The sequence below is a fragment of the Azospirillum sp. FG154 genome, assembly GCF_057809575.1.
The window spans coordinates 58,963-77,016 of sequence record NZ_JBMDKF010000024.1; the positions used below are offsets into that span (position 1 = coordinate 58,963).

At 64.5% G+C, this 18,054-nt stretch carries 20 protein-coding genes; 7 read left to right on the forward strand and 13 right to left on the reverse strand.

Annotated elements, in window-relative coordinates; all coding sequences use genetic code 11:
- Window positions 1–34: 34 nt before the first annotated feature.
- A complete protein-coding gene (locus tag ACODS4_RS22285; RefSeq protein WP_488867672.1) occupies window positions 35–1,237 on the forward strand; it encodes a CaiB/BaiF CoA transferase family protein in 1,203 nt (400 codons plus the stop codon).
- 90 nt (window positions 1,238–1,327) lie between these two features.
- On the opposite strand, the gene ACODS4_RS22290 is transcribed toward ACODS4_RS22285, so the two are convergent.
- Complete coding sequence (locus tag ACODS4_RS22290) at window positions 1,328–2,368, reverse strand: zinc-dependent alcohol dehydrogenase family protein (RefSeq protein ID WP_488867674.1); 1,041 nt, start codon at window positions 2,366–2,368, stop codon at window positions 1,328–1,330.
- Window positions 2,369–2,502: 134 nt separating this feature from the next.
- On the opposite strand from ACODS4_RS22290, the gene ACODS4_RS22295 reads away from it, so the two are divergent.
- The 4 genes from ACODS4_RS22295 (at window position 2,503) to ACODS4_RS22310 (ending at window position 6,102) form a co-directional block, all read left to right on the forward strand.
- On the forward strand, window positions 2,503–2,991 hold the full coding sequence (locus ACODS4_RS22295; RefSeq protein WP_488867676.1) for an Lrp/AsnC family transcriptional regulator: 489 nt from the start codon (window positions 2,503–2,505) through the stop codon (window positions 2,989–2,991).
- 153 nt (window positions 2,992–3,144) lie between these two features.
- Window positions 3,145–4,050, forward strand: coding sequence for a DMT family transporter (locus tag ACODS4_RS22300; protein WP_488867678.1), 906 nt, complete (start codon window positions 3,145–3,147; stop codon window positions 4,048–4,050).
- A gap of 137 nt (window positions 4,051–4,187) precedes the next feature.
- On the forward strand, window positions 4,188–5,201 hold the full coding sequence (locus ACODS4_RS22305) for a sodium-dependent bicarbonate transport family permease (protein WP_488867680.1): 1,014 nt from the start codon (window positions 4,188–4,190) through the stop codon (window positions 5,199–5,201).
- A 22-nt stretch (window positions 5,202–5,223) separates the two neighbouring features.
- Window positions 5,224–6,102 carry a LysR substrate-binding domain-containing protein gene (locus tag ACODS4_RS22310; protein ID WP_488867682.1) on the forward strand — a complete coding sequence of 293 codons (879 nt, stop codon included), beginning with the start codon at window positions 5,224–5,226 and terminating at the stop codon, window positions 6,100–6,102.
- Window positions 6,103–6,135: 33 nt separating this feature from the next.
- Here ACODS4_RS22310 and ACODS4_RS22315 read toward each other — a convergent pair whose 3' ends face one another.
- Genes ACODS4_RS22315 through ACODS4_RS22325 form a run of 3 tightly spaced genes read right to left on the reverse strand, consistent with a single transcriptional unit; the run spans window position 6,136 to window position 8,942 of the window.
- Window positions 6,136–6,507: a hypothetical protein gene (locus ACODS4_RS22315; protein WP_488867684.1), complete on the reverse strand. Its 372-nt coding sequence runs from the start codon at window positions 6,505–6,507 to the stop codon at window positions 6,136–6,138.
- Between the two features lie 13 nt (window positions 6,508–6,520).
- The gene (locus tag ACODS4_RS22320) at window positions 6,521–7,834 is read right to left on the reverse strand and encodes a hypothetical protein (RefSeq protein ID WP_488867686.1); all 1,314 of its coding nucleotides are present in this window, start codon (window positions 7,832–7,834) and stop codon (window positions 6,521–6,523) included.
- Window positions 7,835–7,838: 4 nt separating this feature from the next.
- Window positions 7,839–8,942, reverse strand: coding sequence for a hypothetical protein (locus ACODS4_RS22325; protein WP_488867688.1), 1,104 nt, complete (start codon window positions 8,940–8,942; stop codon window positions 7,839–7,841).
- A gap of 257 nt (window positions 8,943–9,199) precedes the next feature.
- On the opposite strand from ACODS4_RS22325, the gene ACODS4_RS22330 reads away from it, so the two are divergent.
- A complete protein-coding gene (locus ACODS4_RS22330; protein WP_488867690.1) occupies window positions 9,200–9,472 on the forward strand; it encodes a hypothetical protein in 273 nt (90 codons plus the stop codon).
- Window positions 9,473–9,551: 79 nt separating this feature from the next.
- Window positions 9,552–10,715 (forward strand): aminotransferase, encoded by a 1,164-nt coding sequence (locus ACODS4_RS22335; RefSeq protein WP_488867692.1) that lies wholly within the window; start codon window positions 9,552–9,554, stop codon window positions 10,713–10,715.
- A gap of 59 nt (window positions 10,716–10,774) precedes the next feature.
- Here ACODS4_RS22335 and ACODS4_RS22340 read toward each other — a convergent pair whose 3' ends face one another.
- From ACODS4_RS22340 to ACODS4_RS22380, 9 genes are all read right to left on the reverse strand, one after another.
- Window positions 10,775–11,119, reverse strand: coding sequence for a HesB/IscA family protein (locus tag ACODS4_RS22340; protein ID WP_488867694.1), 345 nt, complete (start codon window positions 11,117–11,119; stop codon window positions 10,775–10,777).
- A gap of 26 nt (window positions 11,120–11,145) precedes the next feature.
- Window positions 11,146–11,526, reverse strand: a complete 381-nt coding sequence (locus ACODS4_RS22345; RefSeq protein ID WP_488867696.1) for an SUF system Fe-S cluster assembly protein — start codon at window positions 11,524–11,526, stop codon at window positions 11,146–11,148.
- A 20-nt stretch (window positions 11,527–11,546) separates the two neighbouring features.
- A complete protein-coding gene (sufU, locus tag ACODS4_RS22350; protein ID WP_488867698.1) occupies window positions 11,547–12,020 on the reverse strand; it encodes a Fe-S cluster assembly sulfur transfer protein SufU in 474 nt (157 codons plus the stop codon).
- Window positions 12,017–13,285, reverse strand: a complete 1,269-nt coding sequence (locus ACODS4_RS22355; RefSeq protein WP_488867700.1) for a cysteine desulfurase — start codon at window positions 13,283–13,285, stop codon at window positions 12,017–12,019. Before ACODS4_RS22355 ends, sufU begins: the two co-directional genes overlap by 4 nt.
- The gene (sufD, locus tag ACODS4_RS22360) at window positions 13,285–14,616 is read right to left on the reverse strand and encodes a Fe-S cluster assembly protein SufD (protein ID WP_488867738.1); all 1,332 of its coding nucleotides are present in this window, start codon (window positions 14,614–14,616) and stop codon (window positions 13,285–13,287) included. Before sufD ends, ACODS4_RS22355 begins: the two co-directional genes overlap by 1 nt.
- On the reverse strand, window positions 14,616–15,368 hold the full coding sequence (gene sufC, locus ACODS4_RS22365) for a Fe-S cluster assembly ATPase SufC (protein WP_488867702.1): 753 nt from the start codon (window positions 15,366–15,368) through the stop codon (window positions 14,616–14,618). The genes sufD and sufC overlap by 1 nt, the downstream gene beginning before the upstream one ends.
- Before the next feature lie 180 nt (window positions 15,369–15,548).
- The gene (locus tag ACODS4_RS22370) at window positions 15,549–15,842 is read right to left on the reverse strand and encodes a GIY-YIG nuclease family protein (protein WP_488867704.1); all 294 of its coding nucleotides are present in this window, start codon (window positions 15,840–15,842) and stop codon (window positions 15,549–15,551) included.
- A gap of 34 nt (window positions 15,843–15,876) precedes the next feature.
- A complete protein-coding gene (gene sufB, locus ACODS4_RS22375; RefSeq protein WP_488867706.1) occupies window positions 15,877–17,361 on the reverse strand; it encodes a Fe-S cluster assembly protein SufB in 1,485 nt (494 codons plus the stop codon).
- Between the two features lie 17 nt (window positions 17,362–17,378).
- Window positions 17,379–17,855, reverse strand: a complete 477-nt coding sequence (locus ACODS4_RS22380) for an SUF system Fe-S cluster assembly regulator (protein WP_298375654.1) — start codon at window positions 17,853–17,855, stop codon at window positions 17,379–17,381.
- Window positions 17,856–18,054: the final 199 nt, after the last annotated feature.

The following is an 18,054-nucleotide window of genomic DNA, read 5'->3' on the forward strand; positions in this document are numbered from 1 at the left end:
GGGAGAGGGCAATAAAAATCGGGAGGAGAGAAAATTGGCCGGACCTTTGTCGCACATCCGGGTGCTGGAGCTGTCGCGCGTGCTGGCTGGCCCTTGGGCGGCGCAGACGCTGGCGGATCTCGGCGCCGACGTGATTAAGGTCGAACGGCCCGGGTCGGGCGACGACACCCGCGCCTGGGGGCCGCCCTGGGCGGGCGATCAATCGGCCTATTTTCTCTCCACCAACCGGGGCAAACGCTCGATCACCATTGATTTCGAGCGCCCGGAAGGCCAGGAGCTGGTCCGCAAGCTGGCGGCGCAGGCCGACGTCGTCATCGAAAACTTCAAGGTCGGCGGTCTGGTCAAATACGGGTTGGATTACGACAGCCTGAAGGCGATCAACCCGCGTCTGGTCTATTGCTCAATCACCGGCTTTGGCCAGACCGGGCCGTACCGCAACCGCGCCGGTTATGATTTCATGATCCAGGGCATGGGCGGTTTGATGAGCGTTACCGGCCTGCCCGATGGCGAGCCGGGGGCCGGTCCGGTCAAGGTCGGCGTCGCGGTGACGGACATCTTCACCGGCCTGTACGCCGCCATCGGCGTGATGGGCGGCTTGGCGCACCGGGACCGCACCGGACAGGGGCAATGGGTCGATCTGGCCCTGCTCGACGTTCAGGTCGCGGTGCTGGCCAATCAGGCGATGAATTGTCTGGTCGGCGGCGTGGCCCCGCAGCGCTTGGGCAACGCCCACCCCAACATCGTTCCCTATCAGGCTTTCGCCACCCGCGACGGCTTCATCATTCTGGCGGTCGGCAACGACGGGCAGTTCGCCAAATTCTGTCAGGTCGCCGGTCGCCCGGATCTGTCGGCGGACGCGCGTTACGCCACCAACCCGGCCCGCGTCGCCAACCGCAAGGAGCTGGTGGCGCAGTTGGAAGAGCTGCTGCGGACCCGCGACAGCCAGGATTGGTTGAGCGCGCTGGAGGCGGTCGGCGTGCCTTGCGGCCCGATCAACGACCTGGAAGCGGTCTTCGCCGATCCCCACGTCCAGGCGCGCAACATCCGCCAGGATTTGCCGCACCCGGTGCTGGGAACGGTGCCGACGGTGGCCAGCCCGATCCGCTATTCGGAAACCCCGCTGGTCCATGACGCCGCCCCGCCGACGCTTGGTCAGCACACCGACGCGGTGTTGACCGAAGCGTTGGGCCTCAGCGAGGCCGACATCGCGGCCTTGCGGGAGAAGGGCGTGGTCTGACCGTCCGTTTGGCGGTTGCTGTTTTGTTGGCGCGCGGGCATAGGTCCGCTGGAGAGGTCCGGCCACGCGGCGGACCTCTCCGGCGCCGTTTCAGAATTCCGTGACCACGGTCACGCCCGCGACTTCAAACTTGTCCATGCTCATCAAGGCGTCGATCGACTGTTCCAGGGTGATCGTCTTGCCGATCAGCCTTTCGGGCGCCAGCTTTCCCGACCGCATCATCTCCATCATCGCGTCGTAGCGATGGGCCTGCATGCCGTGACTGCCCAGGATCTCCAACTCCATCGCGATGACGCGGCTCATCGGGATGGCGGGCGCGCTGTGGTCGCCCAGCATCAGACCGACCTGCACATGTTTGCCCCGCTTGCGCAGGTTGCTGATTGAGTTGAAGCAGGTGGCGGGGTGGCCCAGCGCGTCGAGGGAGACATGGGCGCCGCCTCGCGTGATCTCGATGACGGCCTCGGCGACATTGGCGACCTGGGCCGCGTTCACGGTGGCGACCGCGCCCAACGCGCGGGCCAAGGCGAGCTTCTCGTCCGCAATGTCGATGGCGACGACGTTGGCGCCCACCGCGTTGGCGATCATGACGGCGGACAGCCCGACGCCGCCGCAGCCGTGAACGGCGACCCACTGACCGGCGGAGGTCTTGCCTTGATCGACGACGGCGCGGAAGGACGTCACGAACCGGCATCCCAGACTGGCGGCGGTGGCGAAGTCCAGCGCGTCCGGCAGCCGCACCAGATTGATGTCGGCCTGATGCAGGGCGACATACTGGGCGAAGGATCCCCAATGGGTGAAGCCGGGCTGGAATTGCCGGTCGCACACCTGATGATTGCCGGAATGGCATTCGGGACAGGCGCCGCAGCCGCCGACGAACGGGACCGTCACCCGGTCCCCGATTTTCCATGTCGTCACATTCTTGCCGACCGCTTCGACGATCCCGGCCAATTCATGACCGGGAACATGGGGAAGCTGGATGTCGGGGTCATGCCCAACCCAACCATGCCAATCGCTTCGGCAAACCCCCGTCGCCATCACCTTGACGACGACGCCGTGCGCCTCCGGCGTCGGGTCGGGCACGGTCATGATCCGGGGCGGCGTGGAAAAGGCCTCGTAGACCACCGCTTTCATGGGGTTCTCCTTTTGGAATGTCCCGCCATTGTACCGGGAGCGCCCTGAAATTGGCTTTCGTTTGAAGAGGGATCATTTCAGAGATATGAAAGGTTCTTCCCTATTTGGACGTCATTCTGAAGGAATTTATCGGCATGGACGCGCTTGATAAAATAGACGCCGCGATTCTGGACCGGCTGCAACAGGATGGCCGACTGTCCAACGCCAAGCTCGCCGAGCAGCTTTCTCTCAGCGAGGCGACGTGCTGGCGGCGTCAGAAACGTTTGGAAGATTGCGGAGCCATCAAAGGCTATCAGGCGGTTCTCGACCGCCGAACGCTGGGTTTCGGCGTGATGGCCTTCGTGCAGATCGTCTGCGCGCAGCATGGCGAGGATGTGACGGCGGCGTTCGAGAGGATCATTCAGGGATGCCCATCCGTCTTGAGCTGCCACAACACGACCGGGGAGGCGGATTTCCTGTTGATCGTCGTCGCCCGGGATTTGGACGATTACAGCCGCTTCGTCGACACGGTGTTGCGAACGCTTCCGGGCGTCGCCAGCATCCGGTCGAACTTGTCCCTGCGGGAGATGAAGGCGACGAACCGCTTGCCCGTTCTGGCGGACCCTTACCGAGCGCCGCTCTGACGCCCTGTTGATCCGGGGCGTTGGCCTGTGCGCGGCAGACATCGCCGCTTTGCGCGACAAGGGCGTGGTCTGAACCGCTAAGGTGCGTTCCGGCTCCTCCCTGCCCAAACTTTGGGCGGAAAGCTTCCCTCCCCGACCGATTGATCGAGAGCCATGACCGCCGTGACCCCCGCCCCCGACAGCCGTTTTGGCATCCTGATGATGCTGGGCGGCATGACGCTGTTCACGCTGAACGACGCCCTTGGCAAATGGCTGGTCACGGATTATCCGGTGGCGATGCTGCTGGCGGTGCGCAGCCTGTTCGGCATGGCGATCCTGCTGCCCTTGATCGCGCGGGAGGGGTTTGGAGCGGTCTTCGCGGTGAAACGGCTGCCGGTGCATCTGGTCCGGGTCTTCCTCGTCACCGTGGACATCGCCTGTTTCTATTGGGCCGTCAGCTATCTGCCGCTGGCCGACGTGATGACGATCTACATGTCGGCCCCGCTGATCGTCACCGCTTTGTCGGTCGTCTTCCTCAAGGAATCGGTGGGCTGGCGGCGTTGGGCGGCGGTGCTGGTCGGCTTCGTCGGCGTGGTGATCGTGCTGAACCCGACCGGGCAGTTCGACCTGTTGCCGTCGATGGTGGCCTTGTTGGGGGCGACGATCTTTTCCTCCGGCCTGATTTTCACCCGGCTGCTGCGCGAGGCGGGCAATCTGTCGCTGGTCAGCTATCAGACCTTGGGCGGCCTGGTGATGGGCGGCGTCGCCTTGCCCTTTTCCTGGTCGGCGCCGGGATGGCTGGATTTTCTGTTGCTGGGGTTGTTGGGCGTGACGGCGTTGGGCGGTCACTCCCTCATCAACCGCTCCCTGCAACTCAGCCCGGCGGCGGTGGTGGTGCCGTTTCAGTATGTGTCGATCCTGTGGGCGGTTTTGCTGGATCTGGCGGTCTGGGGAACGCAACCGAGCCTGCGCATGGCGGTGGGCGGCACGCTCATCATCGGCAGCGGCCTGTTCATCTTCCACCGCGAACAGCGGTTGAAGCAGGGCGCGGCGGCTGGGGCGTCGTCGGACCACATCTGAGGCGCAGCGCTCCACTCCATTGATTTTTTCAATGGGTAGCTTCAAACATATCAATTTCTCCTTATGATGCGACGCCGTTATCGTCGCCTCCGTTGGGCAGCCCGCCCGCCCACGGATCATGGCGAAGGAGAACTGATATGGACGTTTTGCTGTCCGCGCCCATTTTGTTTTTTGCCCTTGGCGCGCTCATCGCGATGGCTGGCGCCCGCACGCCTTTCCCGGATGGTTTCGCCAAGGGGTTGGCCGCCTATCTGCTGGTCGCCATCGGGCTGAAGGGCGGCGTCGCTTTGACGGGCGTCGATGTGGCGACGGTGGCGCCGCTGCTGCTGACCGCCGGGCTGGTCAGCCTGACCATGCCGGTTCTGGCCTTCGCGGCCTTGCGGATGACGGTTGGCCTGGATGCGGTGAACGCGGCGGCCATCGCCGCGCATTACGGGTCCGTCAGCCTCGTGACCTTCATCACCATGACCAAGCTGCTGGAAAGCCAGGGCATTCTGTTCGGCGGCCACATGGTCGCCGCGCTGGCGCTCATGGAGGGACCGGCCATCGTCACCGGCCTGCTGCTGGCTGGGGCGACCGGAGCGGTGGCGACCGTCGGCGTCGCGGCGGGCGGCGGTGGCGGAACCCTGTCCCTGTCGCTTGGCCAGGGCGGCAAGGAGGTGTCTCTCAAGGCGGCCATCCGGGAAGCTGTTTTGAACAACTCGGTCCTGCTGCTGGTCGGCTCGTTGCTGATTGGTCTGGTGATTGGGAAGACGGGGTTCGCCGCGCTGAACGGCCTGTTCGTCGCGCCGTGGGATGGGGCGCTCAGCCTGTTCCTGCTGGAAATGGGCTGCTTGGCCGCCACCCGGCTGCGCGAGGCGATGACGCTGAAGCTGGGGTTGATCGCCTTTGGCGTCGGCATGCCGCTGGTCGGCGCGGGCGTTGGCCTGGCGGTCGCCAGCGCGCTGGGTCTTGGCTTTGGCGACGCCGCGCTGTTCGTCACCTTGTGCGCCAGCGCGTCCTACATCGCCGTTCCGGCGGCGCTGAGCCACGCCCTGCCCACCGCCAATCCGGGGCTGTCCCTGCCGCTGTCGTTGGGAATCACCTTCCCTTTCAACATCCTTGTCGGCATCCCACTTTACATCGCGGTGACGCGGGCGATGTTCACCTGACGGGCCGGACGGAAAACACGCGATGCCGACACCTTTGCCACCCTTTGATCTCGATCTGCTGCGGAGCTTCGTCACCATCGTCGAGGGCGGCGGCTTCACCCGCGCCGCCGAACGGCTGGGACGCACGCAATCGACCATCAGTTTGCAGATCAAGCGGTTGGAGGACGGGCTGGGCAAGCGCCTGTTCCAGCGCGACGGGCGGAGCCTGGAGCTGACGCCCGACGGGGAAATCCTGCTGACCTACGCGCGCCGTCTGCTGGGCATGGCCAACGAGGCTTGCGCCATGCTGATGGAGCCGGAGGTCGGCGGGGTGGTGCGTTTGGGAACGCCGGAGGATTTCGCCACCGCGCATCTGCCCGACGTGCTGTGGCGCTTTTCCCGCGCGCATCCCCAGGTGGCGCTTGAGGTTCAATGCGACTTCACGCTCAACCTGTTGGGCGGCTTTTCGCGGGGCGAGTTTGATTTGGTTTTGTGCAAACGGGAACCGCAAGGCCCGACCGGCGGCACGAAAGTGTGGCGCGAGCCGCTGGTCTGGGTGGCGTCCGACCGTTTGTTGCTTGGCCCCGGCGCGCCGGTGCCGCTGGTGTTGGCCCCCGCGCCGGACATTTATCGCAAGAGGGCCATTGAAGCGCTCGACGCTTGCGGGCGGGCTTGGCGGATCGTCTACACCAGTCCCAGCCTGACCGGCATCAAGGCCGCCGTCAGCGCCGGTTTGGGCGTCACCATCCTGCCCAAAGACCTGCTGGAGGCGGGCTTTCACATCGTCGGCGCCGATCACCGATTGCCGGAGCTTGACGATATGGAGGTCGCACTGCATCGCTTGTCCAACGCGATGCCCAAAGCGGTTGAGTTGCTGGCGGAGCACATCATTCGGTCGCTGGAAAAGACCCCTTCGAGCTGATTCGCGTCCGCCTGGGTGACGCTGCGGCGTCGCTCAGGTGAAGAAGCGTGGAATCAACTGGATCGCCATCGGCTCCACCGGACGCCAGCCGAATTCGCGGATGACGGTGTTGGATTCGACCGGATGGCGTCCCGACGCCAGCGACCAGGTGATGTGGAAGGTCGATCCATCGGGCCGGTCCGTCGATCCGTTGATCGCGACGATCAGGGCCTGCACCCCGGACTCGTCATCGACGGTGGCGATCACCTCGGCGGCCACCGGGTAGGGCGCCGGGTGGCCGAGCGGCACGCCGACGTCCAGCGTCACATGGTGGGCGATCAGGATCTCATACTGTTGGGGAAAGTGCGCCAGAAGGCGGGCGCGTTCATTGTCGGGCAATTCCCAACCCGTGTACCCCGTGCTCATACCTTGGTCTCCGTCAGCGCCGTCCGCCGTTGAGAATGTCGTCCATCAGCTTGTTCGCCTCGGCGGGGCCGGACAGCAGTTCGATCATGCGGATTGCGGTGTATCCCGTGCGTGATCCGCCGGCCGTCGCCCCGCCGCCCAGTGATTTTCGGGCCTGTTCGGTGAGGGAGGTTGTGGCCTTTTGCGTCACGGTCTTCAATTCGCCGCGCAACCCCAGCGAATCGGCGATGCTCGCACATTTGCGGAGCGCGCGCGCCTGATTTTCCGCCTGGAGGATGTGCGCCCGGTCGTTGACGCCGCCGCTCATGGCGGTCAGCGCGCCGACGATCCCGTTGTCGGCGTTGTCGAGAATCTGGCTTCGGACCATGTCGTGAATGGAGCCGCGCACCTCTTTCAGGCGCTGATCGAACGCTTTGTTCCGGCTCAACTCCATGGCGTTGCGGGTGGCGTCCAGGCTGGCGATCAGATCCACCGCCAGATCGGCCACCGCCAGCCGGTCGGCATTGGCCTCCGGCGTCGCCTTCAGCGAGCGGGAGCGGTCCTCGATCTGGCCAACCACGGTGTCGGTCAGTTCCATGAACAGTTTGGCCCGTTCGGTGGGTTTCTGGCCGAAATCCATGTCGTGCAGGCCGCCCAGCAGCGTCGACGGGTTGCTCAAACGGGAGGCGGCCAACAGAATGAAGATCTTCAGCGCGTCGGGACGGGCGCGGGCGACGCGACGGCCAAGGTCGCGGATCCCGTCCAGATGATCCTTGTGCAGCTTGGACACCGGCTTGGGCGACAGCACCGCTTTCAGGTCACGAATTTCCGCCGCGATGGACATAATCATGGCGATGTCGGCGATCGCCCGCACCCGGTCCGGGTTGAGGCGCAGATCCAGGGCGTCGTCGAAGCGCCCGGCTTCGGTGTTGCTGGCGAGAGCGGCGACCACGCTGGCGGCCTCCACCCAAAAGGCTTCGGCCAGATTGTCGCGCTGCGGGCCATCCTGCAACGCCCCATGATAGGCCTTCAGCTTCGGGCGTCCGATCTGGGTCTCGACCACGGGCCACAGACTGTTCATCAGCGACCGTTCGATCACGCTGAGCGGCAGGGGATCGTCTTTGCCGAAGGTCTCGAACAGATCCTCGAAGGGGTCGCAAAACAGGCGCTTCATGGTGGGACGACGGTGGACGCGCAATTCCACCATGCGGGGACGGATGACCGCGATGGTCTGCTGGATGTCGGGGTGATCGCCCATCTGTTCCAGCAGCCCGACAATTTGCCGGAACTTTGGTTCGTCGATGTAGAGCAGCTTGTCGCCCAGCGCGATCAGGTCCTTGATGTCCATGACGCTAGGCCGCCCTTCCTTTGATCGTCTCGATCCGCATCACCAGATCGACGTCGAGCTGACCGCTGCGCCAGTCCACATAGGCGCGCACCGAGCGGCGGTTGCTTTGCAGAAGCTTTTCCGCCGCAAGCGCTTGATCCGCGCGCGCTTCGTCTTTGGGCAGCAGGGGGATGACGCGGAAGATGTCGTGAACCGCCATGTCCTGCTCATGGCGGCTGCGGGTGACGGCGTCGGACCACAGGACGATCAGAAACTCCCAGCCGTCCAGCAACCAGGACAGCCGGGTGGCCGCCTTGCGCACCAGCAGCCGTTTGGCGTCCCACTGCCGCAGCAACGTTTCAAACGAGGTGACCGACTGATCGAGCTGGGTCATCACGTTGCGGGCGTGGTTGACGGTGTGTTCGGCGACCTCGGCGCAGAAACCACCGATGGGCGCGGCCTCCGACACATTGCCGGTGGCCCATTCGGTCATGCTGTCGCGGAAACCGTTGAGATCGCGCATCAGACGGCGCAGACGGGCGGGTTTGGGCGAGCTGGACAGGCCGATGGATTCCAAGTACCCAGCCAATTCGGCGATGCGCCTGTAGAGTTCGGTCGGCTCCATGCCCAGCTTTTGGGCGGCCTTCGACATCAGGTCGCGCGTCAGCTTTTGCCCTTCCGCCGAGGCGAGGCCCGCGCGCAGGATGTCGGTGGATTCCAGACCAGCGGATTTCAGGGCTTCGACGATCAATTGATAGTTGATGAGGAGGCGTTGCTCCTCGTCGTCGTCCAGCGCGGTCTCGGCGGCCTCAACCGCGTGGGGGCCGGCCAGCCCACAGCAGGCGGCTTCCAAAACCGCCTTGCGGATGTCGTCGGGCGAGCAGCCTTCGCTTTTGGCGATCAGGTCGTGCAGCATCCGGTCATGCACCGTCATCGGAAAGGCCAGCGGCAGCGACCTCCACGGCACCACGTAAACGCCGCGTCCTTCCGACAGGTTGGGAATCAACACTTCCAATTGTTCCCGGCTGTCCTTGCGGACGCGGGTCTGAGCCAGGACCGGCGTGGTGAAGGCCACGGCGGCGCCGCGATCCTCGAAGGTGGACGGCGCGAAATTGGTGAGAGAACGCATAGGAGGTCCGACCGTGCCTGCGACGAGAGTGTCGAGAGATTACGACGCCGCGAACCTAAATTTTGCGTTAAATCCAAAATACAAGCCAGTCGAAATCGGTTCCCCAAGGCGGCCCGGCGGGGCAGGGCACAGGGGGAGCGTCATCAAAATATCCCTTTTCCGGTGGTCAAGGCTCCCCATATGCCGGGAGAGGATTTCCAGGATGAGGCATCAAGACTGTGACGCGCGACACGTCATCCGCTGAATCGTCCCCACCCATGGCGCGGCTGCGGCAAGGGGCGATGATCGGCCTGGGTTGCACGATCATTCTGGTCGGATTGATTATCGCGCCGTTGCCGGGGCCGGGCGGTCTGCCGGTGATGCTGGTGGGCGGCGTTCTGGTTCTGCGCAACTCGGCAACCTCCCGGAAATTCTTTGTGCGGATGAAGCGCCGCTACCCGCGCATGCTCGGTCCGATTGAGCGTCTGCGGGTGAAGTTGCGGACGCGGCGGCATCAGCGCCGCGCGCGACAAGACGACGGCGCGGCATAAGAGATCGGCGGACAGGAGTCTGGACATTCCCCCGCCGCTGCCGCCATCCTAACCGCCCGTTTGAGGTTTGGAGGCATCGGTGAAGTCGGGCAACGCAATCCTGTCGAGCTATGGCACCACGATTTTCGAGGTCATGTCCCGCTTGTCGGAGGAGCATGGCGCGATCAATCTCGGCCAGGGATTCCCCGATGAGCGCGGCCCGGCCGACGTGCTGGACGCGGCGGCGACGGCCCTGCTGACGGGCTGGAACCAATACCCGTCGATGATGGGAACGCCCGACCTGCGGCAGGCGCTGGCCAGCCACGCCAAGCGCTTTTACGATCTGGACGTCGATTGGAAGACCGAGACGATGGTGACGTCCGGCGCGACGGAGGCGTTGACCGCCTGTCTGCTCGGCCTCATCAATCCGGGCGACGAGGTCGTGCTCTTCCAGCCGATGTATGACAGCTATTTGCCCATCGTCCGGCTGGCGGGCGGCGTGCCGCGTTTCGTTTCGCTGAAGGCCCCGGATTGGAGCTTCACCCGCGCCGATCTGGAGGCGGCCTTTTCGCCGCGCACCAAGCTCGTCCTCATCAACGATCCGCTGAATCCGGCGGCCAAGGTGTTTTCCCGGACTGAGTTGGAGCTGATCGCCGAATTCGTCCAGCGTTTCGACACGCTGGCGGTGTGCGACGAGGTGTACGAGCATCTGGTCTTCGATGGCCGCCGCCACATCCCGTTGATGACGCTGCCGGGGATGCGCGACCGTTGCCTGAAGATCGGCTCGGCGGGCAAAACCTTTTCCTTGACCGGCTGGAAGGTCGGCTACGTCACGGCGGCCCCGCATCTGTTGCAGCCGGTGGCCAAAGCGCACCAGTTCCTGACCTTCACCACCCCGCCCAACCTGCAAACGGCGGTCGCCTTCGGGCTGAACAAGGATGACGGCTATTTCGCCGAACTGGCGGGCGGGCTTCAGGCCAAGCGCGACCGGCTGGCCGCCGGGTTGGCGTCGGTCGGTTTTGACGTGCTGCCCTCGGCGGGAACCTATTTCGTGGTGGCCGACGTCGCGCGCTTCGGCTTCGACGGCGACGATCAGGATTTTTGCCGCTGGCTGACGGCGGAAGCGGGGGTGACGGCGATTCCGGTCAGCGCCTTCTTCGTCGAAGACGCGCCGAAAAGCTGCGTGCGTTTCTGCTTCTCAAAGAAAAACGAGGTTCTGGACGCGGCGATCGAACGGCTGTCGCGACGGTTCGGCGGGGTTTGAGCCAAGACAGAAAGCAGGCGTCGCCATTGGGCGCGCCTGCTTTTCGCGGGTTCCGCGCGTCAAACGTGGAAGCTTTCCCCGCAGCCGCAGCGGCCTTTTTCGTTGGGGTTCTTGAAGACGAAGCCGGTCTGAAACTTGTCGTCCACGTAATCCATCTCGCTGCCGATCAGGAACATGACGGCGGCGGGGTCGATCATGACGGTGACGCCCTTGTCCTCCACCACCTCGTCGAACTTCAGCTTTTCCTTGGCGTACTGAACGTCGTAGCTGAGGCCGGAGCAGCCGCGCGCCTTCACGCCGATGCGCAGGCCGACGACGTCCCCGGTCGCCTTGGACATCAGCGCCTTGACGCGCTCGGCGGCGCTGTCGGTGATGGTGATCGCCTTGGGAAGCGGACGGGCCATGGCGGTGGTCTCCCTCAAAAAAACGCTCAGAACATATCCAATTGCAGGCGGGCGACTTCGGACATCATCCCCTGGTGCCAGGGCGGTTCCCAGACCAGTTCGATTTTGACCTCGTTCACGTCCTCGACGCTTTTGACCGTCTGGCGGACCTGCTCGGGCAATTCGCCCGCCACCGGACACATGGGGCTGGTGAGGGTCATGTCAATCTCGACATTGCGGTCCCCATCCATGTCCACGCGGTAGATCAGGCCGAGTTCCCAGATGTCCACCGGGATTTCCGGGTCGTAGCAGGTTTTGATCGCGGCGATGACGTTGTCCATCAGGGCTTCGCGCGGGTCGTCGCCACGGGTGTCGAGCGGGGCCTCGCCGGAGGTTTCGATCTGGCGGGGCAGGGCGTCTTCGGGCATGTCAGTCACCCCTTCTCTCGTCAAAAGCTGTCGCTGGAGGCGGAATCCTGACCATGCAGGGCCGCGTTCATGGCGTGCCACGCAAGCGTGGCGCATTTCACCCGCACCGGAAATTGCCGGACGCCGGACATGACCATCAGCTTTTCCATGGTCTCTTCGTCCACCGGACCATGGTCGGCGTGATCCTCGTCGTCCTTGGTGCACAAATCATGGAAGGTCTGGAACAGGGTTTCGGCCTCCGCCGCCGTTTTGCCGCGCACCAACTCCGTCATCATCGACGCGCTGGCGGTGGAAATGGCGCAGCCGCGCCCCTGAAAGGCCACATCCTCGACCACCCCGTCCTTCACGGTCAGATAGACCATGAAACGGTCGCCGCACATCGGGTTTTCGCCCTTGGCCTGACGGTTGGAGTCGTCGGGATGGCGGAAATTGCGGGGATTCTTGCCGTGATCCAGGATCACTTCCTGATACAGCTCGCGCAGATCGTCCATCATGCTCCGAAGAACTCCTTGACCGCGAGGAGGGATTCGACGAGCGCGTCGGCCTCCGCCCGGGTGTTGTACAGACCGAAGGAGGCGCGGACGGTCGGCCCCACATCGAACCGTTCGGCCAGCGGTTCGGCGCAATGGCGGCCAACCCGCACGGCCACGCCATATTGATCGACGATGGTGCCGACGTCGTGCGGGTGCACGCCGTTCAGCGCGAAGGAGATGATCGGCCCCTTGCCCGGCGCGGTGCCGATGATCCGCAAACCGGCGACCTGGGAAAGCTGCTGGGTGGCGTATTGCAACAGGTCGTGCTCATGCGCGGCGATGGCGTCGCGGCCCAGCGATTCGATGTAGTCGATGGCGGCCCCCAGCCCGATCACCTCGGTGATCGGCGGGGTTCCCGCCTCGAAGCGTGATGGCGGAGCCTTGAAGGTTGTGCCCGCGAAGCTGACGGATTCGATCATGTCGCCGCCGCCCTGGTAGGGCGGCATCCGCTTCAGGATGTCGTATTTGCCGTAGAGCACGCCAAGCCCGGTCGGGCCATAGAGCTTGTGGGCGGTGAAGACGTAGAAATCGGCGTCGATCTCCTGCACGTCCACCGGGCCATGCACCACCGCTTGGCTGCCGTCGAACAGCACCGGCACGCCGCGCTCATGGGCCAGCGCCGCGATGGTCTTGGCGGGGGTGACGGTGCCCAGCACGTTGGAGCAATGGGTGATCGCCACCAGCTTCGTGCGGTCGGACAGCAGATCCTTGTAGGCGTCGAGGTCGAGAACCCCGTCGTCGTCGCAGGGGACCACCTTGATGACGATCTTCTTTTCGGCCTGGAGCAACTGCCACGGAACGATGTTGGCGTGATGCTCCATGATCGACAGGATCACCTCGTCGCCTTCGGTCAGGAAGGTCCGACCATAGCTGGCCGCCACGAGGTTGATCGCCTCGGTCGAGCTGCGGGTGAAGACGACGCAGCGCTCGCTGGGGGCGTTGATGAAGCGCGCCACCTTGGCCCGCGCCGCCTCGAACTGGTCGGTGGCGGTCTGCGACAGGAAATGCACGCCGCGATGGATGTTGGAGTAATCCTCTTCCAGAAAGCGGGTCATCGCCTGGATGACTTGGCGCGGTTTCTGGGCCGAGGCGCCGCTGTCGAGATAGACCAGCGGCTTTCCGGGCTTTCCCTTCCTGGCGTGGACGCTGCGGGCGAGGATCGGGAAATCCTCGCGGATGCGCAGGACGTCGAAAGCTGGGGACAGGATGGCGTCGGCGTCGGGCATCAGCGTTGTTCCTCCAACCAACCGGCGACGAAGCCCTGGAAGGCTTCACGGATGGGGGCTTCGGCGATTTCGTCCAGAACATCGGACAGGAAGGCGCCGATCAGCAGACCGCGCGCTGTCTCCTTGTCGATGCCGCGCGCGCGCAGATAGAACAGCGCCGCGTCGTCCAGCTCGCCCGCCGTGCAGCCATGGCTGCATTTGACGTCGTCGGCGTGGATTTCCAACTCCGGCTTGGCGTCGATCTCGGCGCTGTCGGACAGCAGCAGCGCGCGGTTCAACTGGTGGCCGTCGGTCTTCTGGGCCTGCGGGCGGACGATGATCTTGCCCTGGAAGGCGGCGCGCGCGCTGTCGTCGATCACGCCCTTGTAGATCTCGCGGCTGGTGCCGTTGGGCTGGGCGTGGTCGATGATGGTCGAGATGTCGGCGTGCTGGTTGCCGCGCACCATATAGCCGCCGCTGACATGGGTCCGGGCGTCGCCGCCGTTCAGCGCGCTGACCACCTCGTTGCGCGACAGGCGCGCGCCGATGGTCAGGATGAAATTGTCGTAGCAGCCGCCCGCCGCGACGCTGGCCGCGATGTGGGACAGGTGGAAGCTGGCGGCGTTTTCCCGCTGGGCCTTGCAGTGATGAAGCGTCGCGCCCTCTCCCACGGTGATTTCGGCGACGTGGTTGCTCAGCGTCGCGTTGCCGCCCTGGCTGACGTGATGCTCGACCAGCACGGCGCGCGCCCCGGCCTCCAGCACGATCAGCGCGCGGGGGTGGCTGGCGGTGGTCGCGCCGTCGCGCCCGACCGAGACGAAGACCAGCTCGATGGGCGCGTCCACGCTGACGCCGGCGGCGACGCGGAGAACCGCGCCATCGGTCAGGTCGGCGCTGTTCAGGGCGACCAGCGGGCGGTCCTCGGCGCTGGCCAGCCGTCCCAGATGGTCGGCGATCAGGCCGCTGTGGCTTTGGCAGGCGCTGGCGAAGTCGGTCAGCAGAACTCCGTCGGGCAGCCTGTCGGCCGTCGAGAGGTCGGCGCGGAAACGGCCATCGACGAAGACCAGACGCGGGCCGCTCTGGCCGTCGGCGCGCACGGTCGGCAGGCGGTCAATCGGGGCGTCGCCGCTCGCCGTCGTCACGGTCAGCTTGGCCAGATCGCGGAGGTTGGTGTAGCGCCACGCCTCGTTCTTGATGGTCGGCAGGCCGACCGCCGCGAAGCGGGCGCGGCCCTGGGCGCGCAGTTCCGCCACCACAGGCAGGATCGCGGCGGACTGTCCGTCGAGCGGGGCGAGGAAGGCGGGGGCGGTCGTGGGATCGGCCCCGCGCGTTGAGTAGCCGGTCGTCGTCATCACGCCGCCTCGTCCACGCCGAAATCGCGGTAGCCGTTCTTTTCCAGTTCCAACGCCAGTTCCTTGCCGCCGGACTTCACGATCCGTCCCGCCGCCAGCACATGGACGAAATCGGGAACGATGTAGTCGAGCAGGCGCTGGTAATGGGTGATGACCAGCATCGAACGCTCCGGCGAGCGCAGGGCGTTGACGCCCTCCGCCACGATCTTCAGGGCGTCGATGTCCAGGCCGCTGTCGGTCTCGTCGAGAATGGCGAATTTCGGTTCGAGGATGGCCATTTGCAGCGTCTCGTTCCGCTTCTTCTCGCCGCCGGAAAAGCCGACGTTGACCGCGCGCTTCAGCATGTCGTCCGACATGCCCAGCGCCTTGGTCTTTTCCCGCAGAAGCTTCAGGAACTGCATGGCGTCGAGTTCCTTCTCGCCGCGATGCTTGCGCGTGGCGTTGATCGCCGTTTTCAGAAAGGTCGTGTTGGCGACGCCGGGGATTTCAACCGGGTATTGGAAGGCCAGGAACACGCCCTCGGCGGCGCGCTCTTCCGGCTCCAGCGCCAGCAGATCCTTGCCGTAATAGGTCACGGAGCCGTCCGTCACCTCATACCCCTCGCGCCCGGCCAGCACATAGGACAGGGTGCTTTTGCCGGCGCCGTTCGGCCCCATGATGGCGTGAACCTCGCCGGGGCGGATCGTCAGATCGACGCCCTTCAGGATGTCCTTGCCGTCCACTTTGGCGTGCAGATTCTTGATTTCGATCATGATGCGCTCTGTCCTTTTCTCACGCCGTCGCCACGCTTGCCCGGATGCGACCGCCTTTTCCGTCTGTTCGCTATGCCCTTTGAAGCAACCGTCATCCCCGCGAAGGCGGGGATCCAGACTGTCCCATAAGGTTCGTCTCGCATCGTCTGGATCCCCGCCTTCGCGGGGATGACGGCTTGGTTATGCGTTCAGTCGTTCATACAGATCCGACCAATCAGGGTTGTGTTCCTCAATCAACCGAATCTTCCAGTCCCGATTCCGCCTCTTCAATCGCTTCTCACGCGTGATGGCGCTTTCAGCGGTGTCGTAAGGTTCAACATAGACCAGACGTTTAACGCCATAACGGTCTGTGAAGCCTGGAACGATGCCGTCTCGGTGCTCCATCATGCGGCGCGGCAAGTTTGAGGTGACGCCAACGTACAAGGTTCCTTTCGTTCGGCTCGCCAGGATGTAGACGAAAAAATTCTTCTCCATCCTGTCCTCACCTTTTTGTTTCCGTCTTCCCCGTTTACCCGACGCTGCCTTCCAGGCTGATGCCGACCAGCTTTTGGGCCTCGACCGCGAATTCCATGGGGAGTTCCTTCAGGACCTCCTTGCAGAAGCCGTTGACGATCAAGGACACGGCGTCTTCTTGGGAAATGCCGCGCTGGCGGCAGTAGAAAAGCTGGTCGTCGCTGATTTTGGCCGTCGTCGCCTCATGCTCGACGCGGGCGGAGCGGTTGCGGCTTTCGATGTAGGGCACGGTGTGCGCGCCGCAGGCGTCGCCGATCAGCAGGCTGTCGCACTGGGTGTGGTTGCGCGCGCCCTCGGCCTTGGGCAGGATCTTGACCAGCCCGCGATAGGTCTGCTGCGCCTTGCCCGCCGAAATCCCCTTCGACACGATGGTCGAGCGGGTGTTCTTGCCGATGTGGATCATCTTGGTGCCGGTGTCGGCCTGCTGGCGGTTGTTGGTGATGGCGACGGAATAGAATTCGCCGACCGAATTGTCGCCTTGCAGGATGCAGCTCGGGTATTTCCAGGTGATCGCCGACCCGGTTTCCACCTGGGTCCAGGAGATCTTGGAGTTCTTGCCCCGGCAGGCGCCGCGCTTGGTCACGAAATTGTAGATGCCGCCGACGCCTTCGGCGTTGCCGGGATACCAGTTCTGCACGGTGGAGTATTTGATGGTCGCGTCGTCCAGCGCCACCAACTCGACCACGGCGGCGTGGAGCTGGTTTTCGTCGCGCTGGGGCGCCGTGCAGCCTTCCAGATAGCTGACGTAGGATCCCGCGTCGGCGATGATGAGCGTGCGTTCAAACTGGCCGGTGTTGGCCTGATTGATGCGGAAATAGGTGGAAAGCTCCATCGGGCAGCGGACGCCCTTGGGGATGTAGACGAAGCTGCCGTCGGTGAAGACCGCGCAATTCAGCGTCGCGTAGAAATTGTCGGTGTAGGGAACGACGGATCCCAGATATTTCTTCACCAGATCCGGGTGCTTTTGCACCGCTTCGGAAATGGCGCAGAAGATGATGCCCATTTCTTCCAGCTTGGCCTTGAAGGTGGTGGCGACCGACACGCTGTCGAACACCGCGTCCACCGCGATGGACGGGCTTTTGCCCTCCGACCCTTCGACGCCCGCCAGGATTTCCTGCTCGCGCAACGGAATGCCGAGCTTGGCGTAGGTCGCCAGCAATTCAGGATCGACCTCGTCCAGCGACTTCGGCCCGACCTTTTGCTTGGGCGCGGCGTAGTAATGCGCGTCCTGGTAATCAATCGGCGGGAAGCTCACGGCGGCCCATTGCGGCTCCTCCATCGTCTGCCAGACGCGGAAGGCGCGCAGACGCCATTCCAAAAGCCACTCCGGCTCGTTCTTCTTGGCGGAGATGAAGCGAACGATGTCCTCGTTCAGCCCCTTGGGCGCAACGTCGGATTCGATGTCGGTCGTGAAGCCGTACTTGTATTTCTGCTCGGTGACGGCGCGGACTTGATCGATGGTTTCCGGTTGGGCGGCCATGGCGTGCCTCGTCCTTCTCAAGAAATCGGTTGGAGCGCCGGTTGCGGGGCGGGGGCCGCAACGGACGGGGTGGCGGGAAGCGGAAACAGAACCGGCGTCATCATGTCCGCCAGCGTCACCTGCTCCAGCGCGCCACGGATGGCGTTGTTGACCTTTTCCCAACCGCCGCGCATCGGGCAGAGCCGTTCGACGCCGCATTGGCTGTCGGCGCCGTCGACGCAGGCGGTCAGCGCGATGGGGCCGTCGAGCGCGGTGATGATCTCCGCGATTGAGATTGCGTCGGCGGGTCGGCTCAGCGCATAACCACCGGCGGCGCCGCGTTGCGACGTGGTCAGCCCGGCGGGGGTCAGCGCCTTCATCAGCTTGGCCACCGTGGGCGCGGGCACGCCGGTGCGCTCCGCCAACAGGGTGACGGTGTGGACCGCGCCGACATGGCGGGCCATCTCGCTCAACACGACGATGGCGTAATCGGTCAGCTTGCTCAGCCGGATCATGGACGCGGAACCCCGGTTGCCGATCCGCCCGCACGCGGCGTGCGGGCTTCGGAATACAGGACTAAATTGGTCCTGATTAGGCGGTTTCCAGGGGCTGCTTGTCAAGAAAAACTGCGGGCGGGAATCCCCGACAGCTTCGCTCAGTTATACAGCGCCGCCATGCGGCGGAACAGCCCCGGCGATGGTCGGGCGCGACGAT

Excerpts from the sequence above, each read along its gene's own strand:
- ACODS4_RS22355 (WP_488867700.1), bottom strand. The coding sequence starts at position 13,285 with ATGCCCGACGCCGACGCCATCCTGTCCCCAGCTTTCGACGTCCTGCGC.
- sufD (WP_488867738.1), bottom strand. The coding sequence starts at position 14,616 with ATGACGACGACCGGCTACTCAACGCGCGGGGCCGATCCCACGACCGCC.
- ACODS4_RS22305 (WP_488867680.1), top strand. The coding sequence starts at position 4,188 with ATGGACGTTTTGCTGTCCGCGCCCATTTTGTTTTTTGCCCTTGGCGCG.
- ACODS4_RS22330 (WP_488867690.1), top strand. The coding sequence starts at position 9,200 with ATGGCGCGGCTGCGGCAAGGGGCGATGATCGGCCTGGGTTGCACGATC.
- ACODS4_RS22325 (WP_488867688.1), bottom strand. The coding sequence starts at position 8,942 with ATGCGTTCTCTCACCAATTTCGCGCCGTCCACCTTCGAGGATCGCGGC.
- ACODS4_RS22300 (WP_488867678.1), top strand. The coding sequence starts at position 3,145 with ATGACCGCCGTGACCCCCGCCCCCGACAGCCGTTTTGGCATCCTGATG.
- ACODS4_RS22380 (WP_298375654.1), bottom strand. The coding sequence starts at position 17,855 with ATGATCCGGCTGAGCAAGCTGACCGATTACGCCATCGTCGTGTTGAGC.
- ACODS4_RS22320 (WP_488867686.1), bottom strand. The coding sequence starts at position 7,834 with ATGGACATCAAGGACCTGATCGCGCTGGGCGACAAGCTGCTCTACATC.
- sufC (WP_488867702.1), bottom strand. The coding sequence starts at position 15,368 with ATGATCGAAATCAAGAATCTGCACGCCAAAGTGGACGGCAAGGACATC.
- sufU (WP_488867698.1), bottom strand. The coding sequence starts at position 12,020 with ATGATGGACGATCTGCGCGAGCTGTATCAGGAAGTGATCCTGGATCAC.
- ACODS4_RS22345 (WP_488867696.1), bottom strand. The coding sequence starts at position 11,526 with ATGCCCGAAGACGCCCTGCCCCGCCAGATCGAAACCTCCGGCGAGGCC.
- ACODS4_RS22370 (WP_488867704.1), bottom strand. The coding sequence starts at position 15,842 with ATGGAGAAGAATTTTTTCGTCTACATCCTGGCGAGCCGAACGAAAGGA.
- ACODS4_RS22310 (WP_488867682.1), top strand. The coding sequence starts at position 5,224 with ATGCCGACACCTTTGCCACCCTTTGATCTCGATCTGCTGCGGAGCTTC.
- ACODS4_RS22295 (WP_488867676.1), top strand. The coding sequence starts at position 2,503 with ATGGACGCGCTTGATAAAATAGACGCCGCGATTCTGGACCGGCTGCAA.
- sufB (WP_488867706.1), bottom strand. The coding sequence starts at position 17,361 with ATGGCCGCCCAACCGGAAACCATCGATCAAGTCCGCGCCGTCACCGAG.
- ACODS4_RS22315 (WP_488867684.1), bottom strand. The coding sequence starts at position 6,507 with ATGAGCACGGGGTACACGGGTTGGGAATTGCCCGACAATGAACGCGCC.
- ACODS4_RS22340 (WP_488867694.1), bottom strand. The coding sequence starts at position 11,119 with ATGGCCCGTCCGCTTCCCAAGGCGATCACCATCACCGACAGCGCCGCC.
- ACODS4_RS22290 (WP_488867674.1), bottom strand. The coding sequence starts at position 2,368 with ATGAAAGCGGTGGTCTACGAGGCCTTTTCCACGCCGCCCCGGATCATG.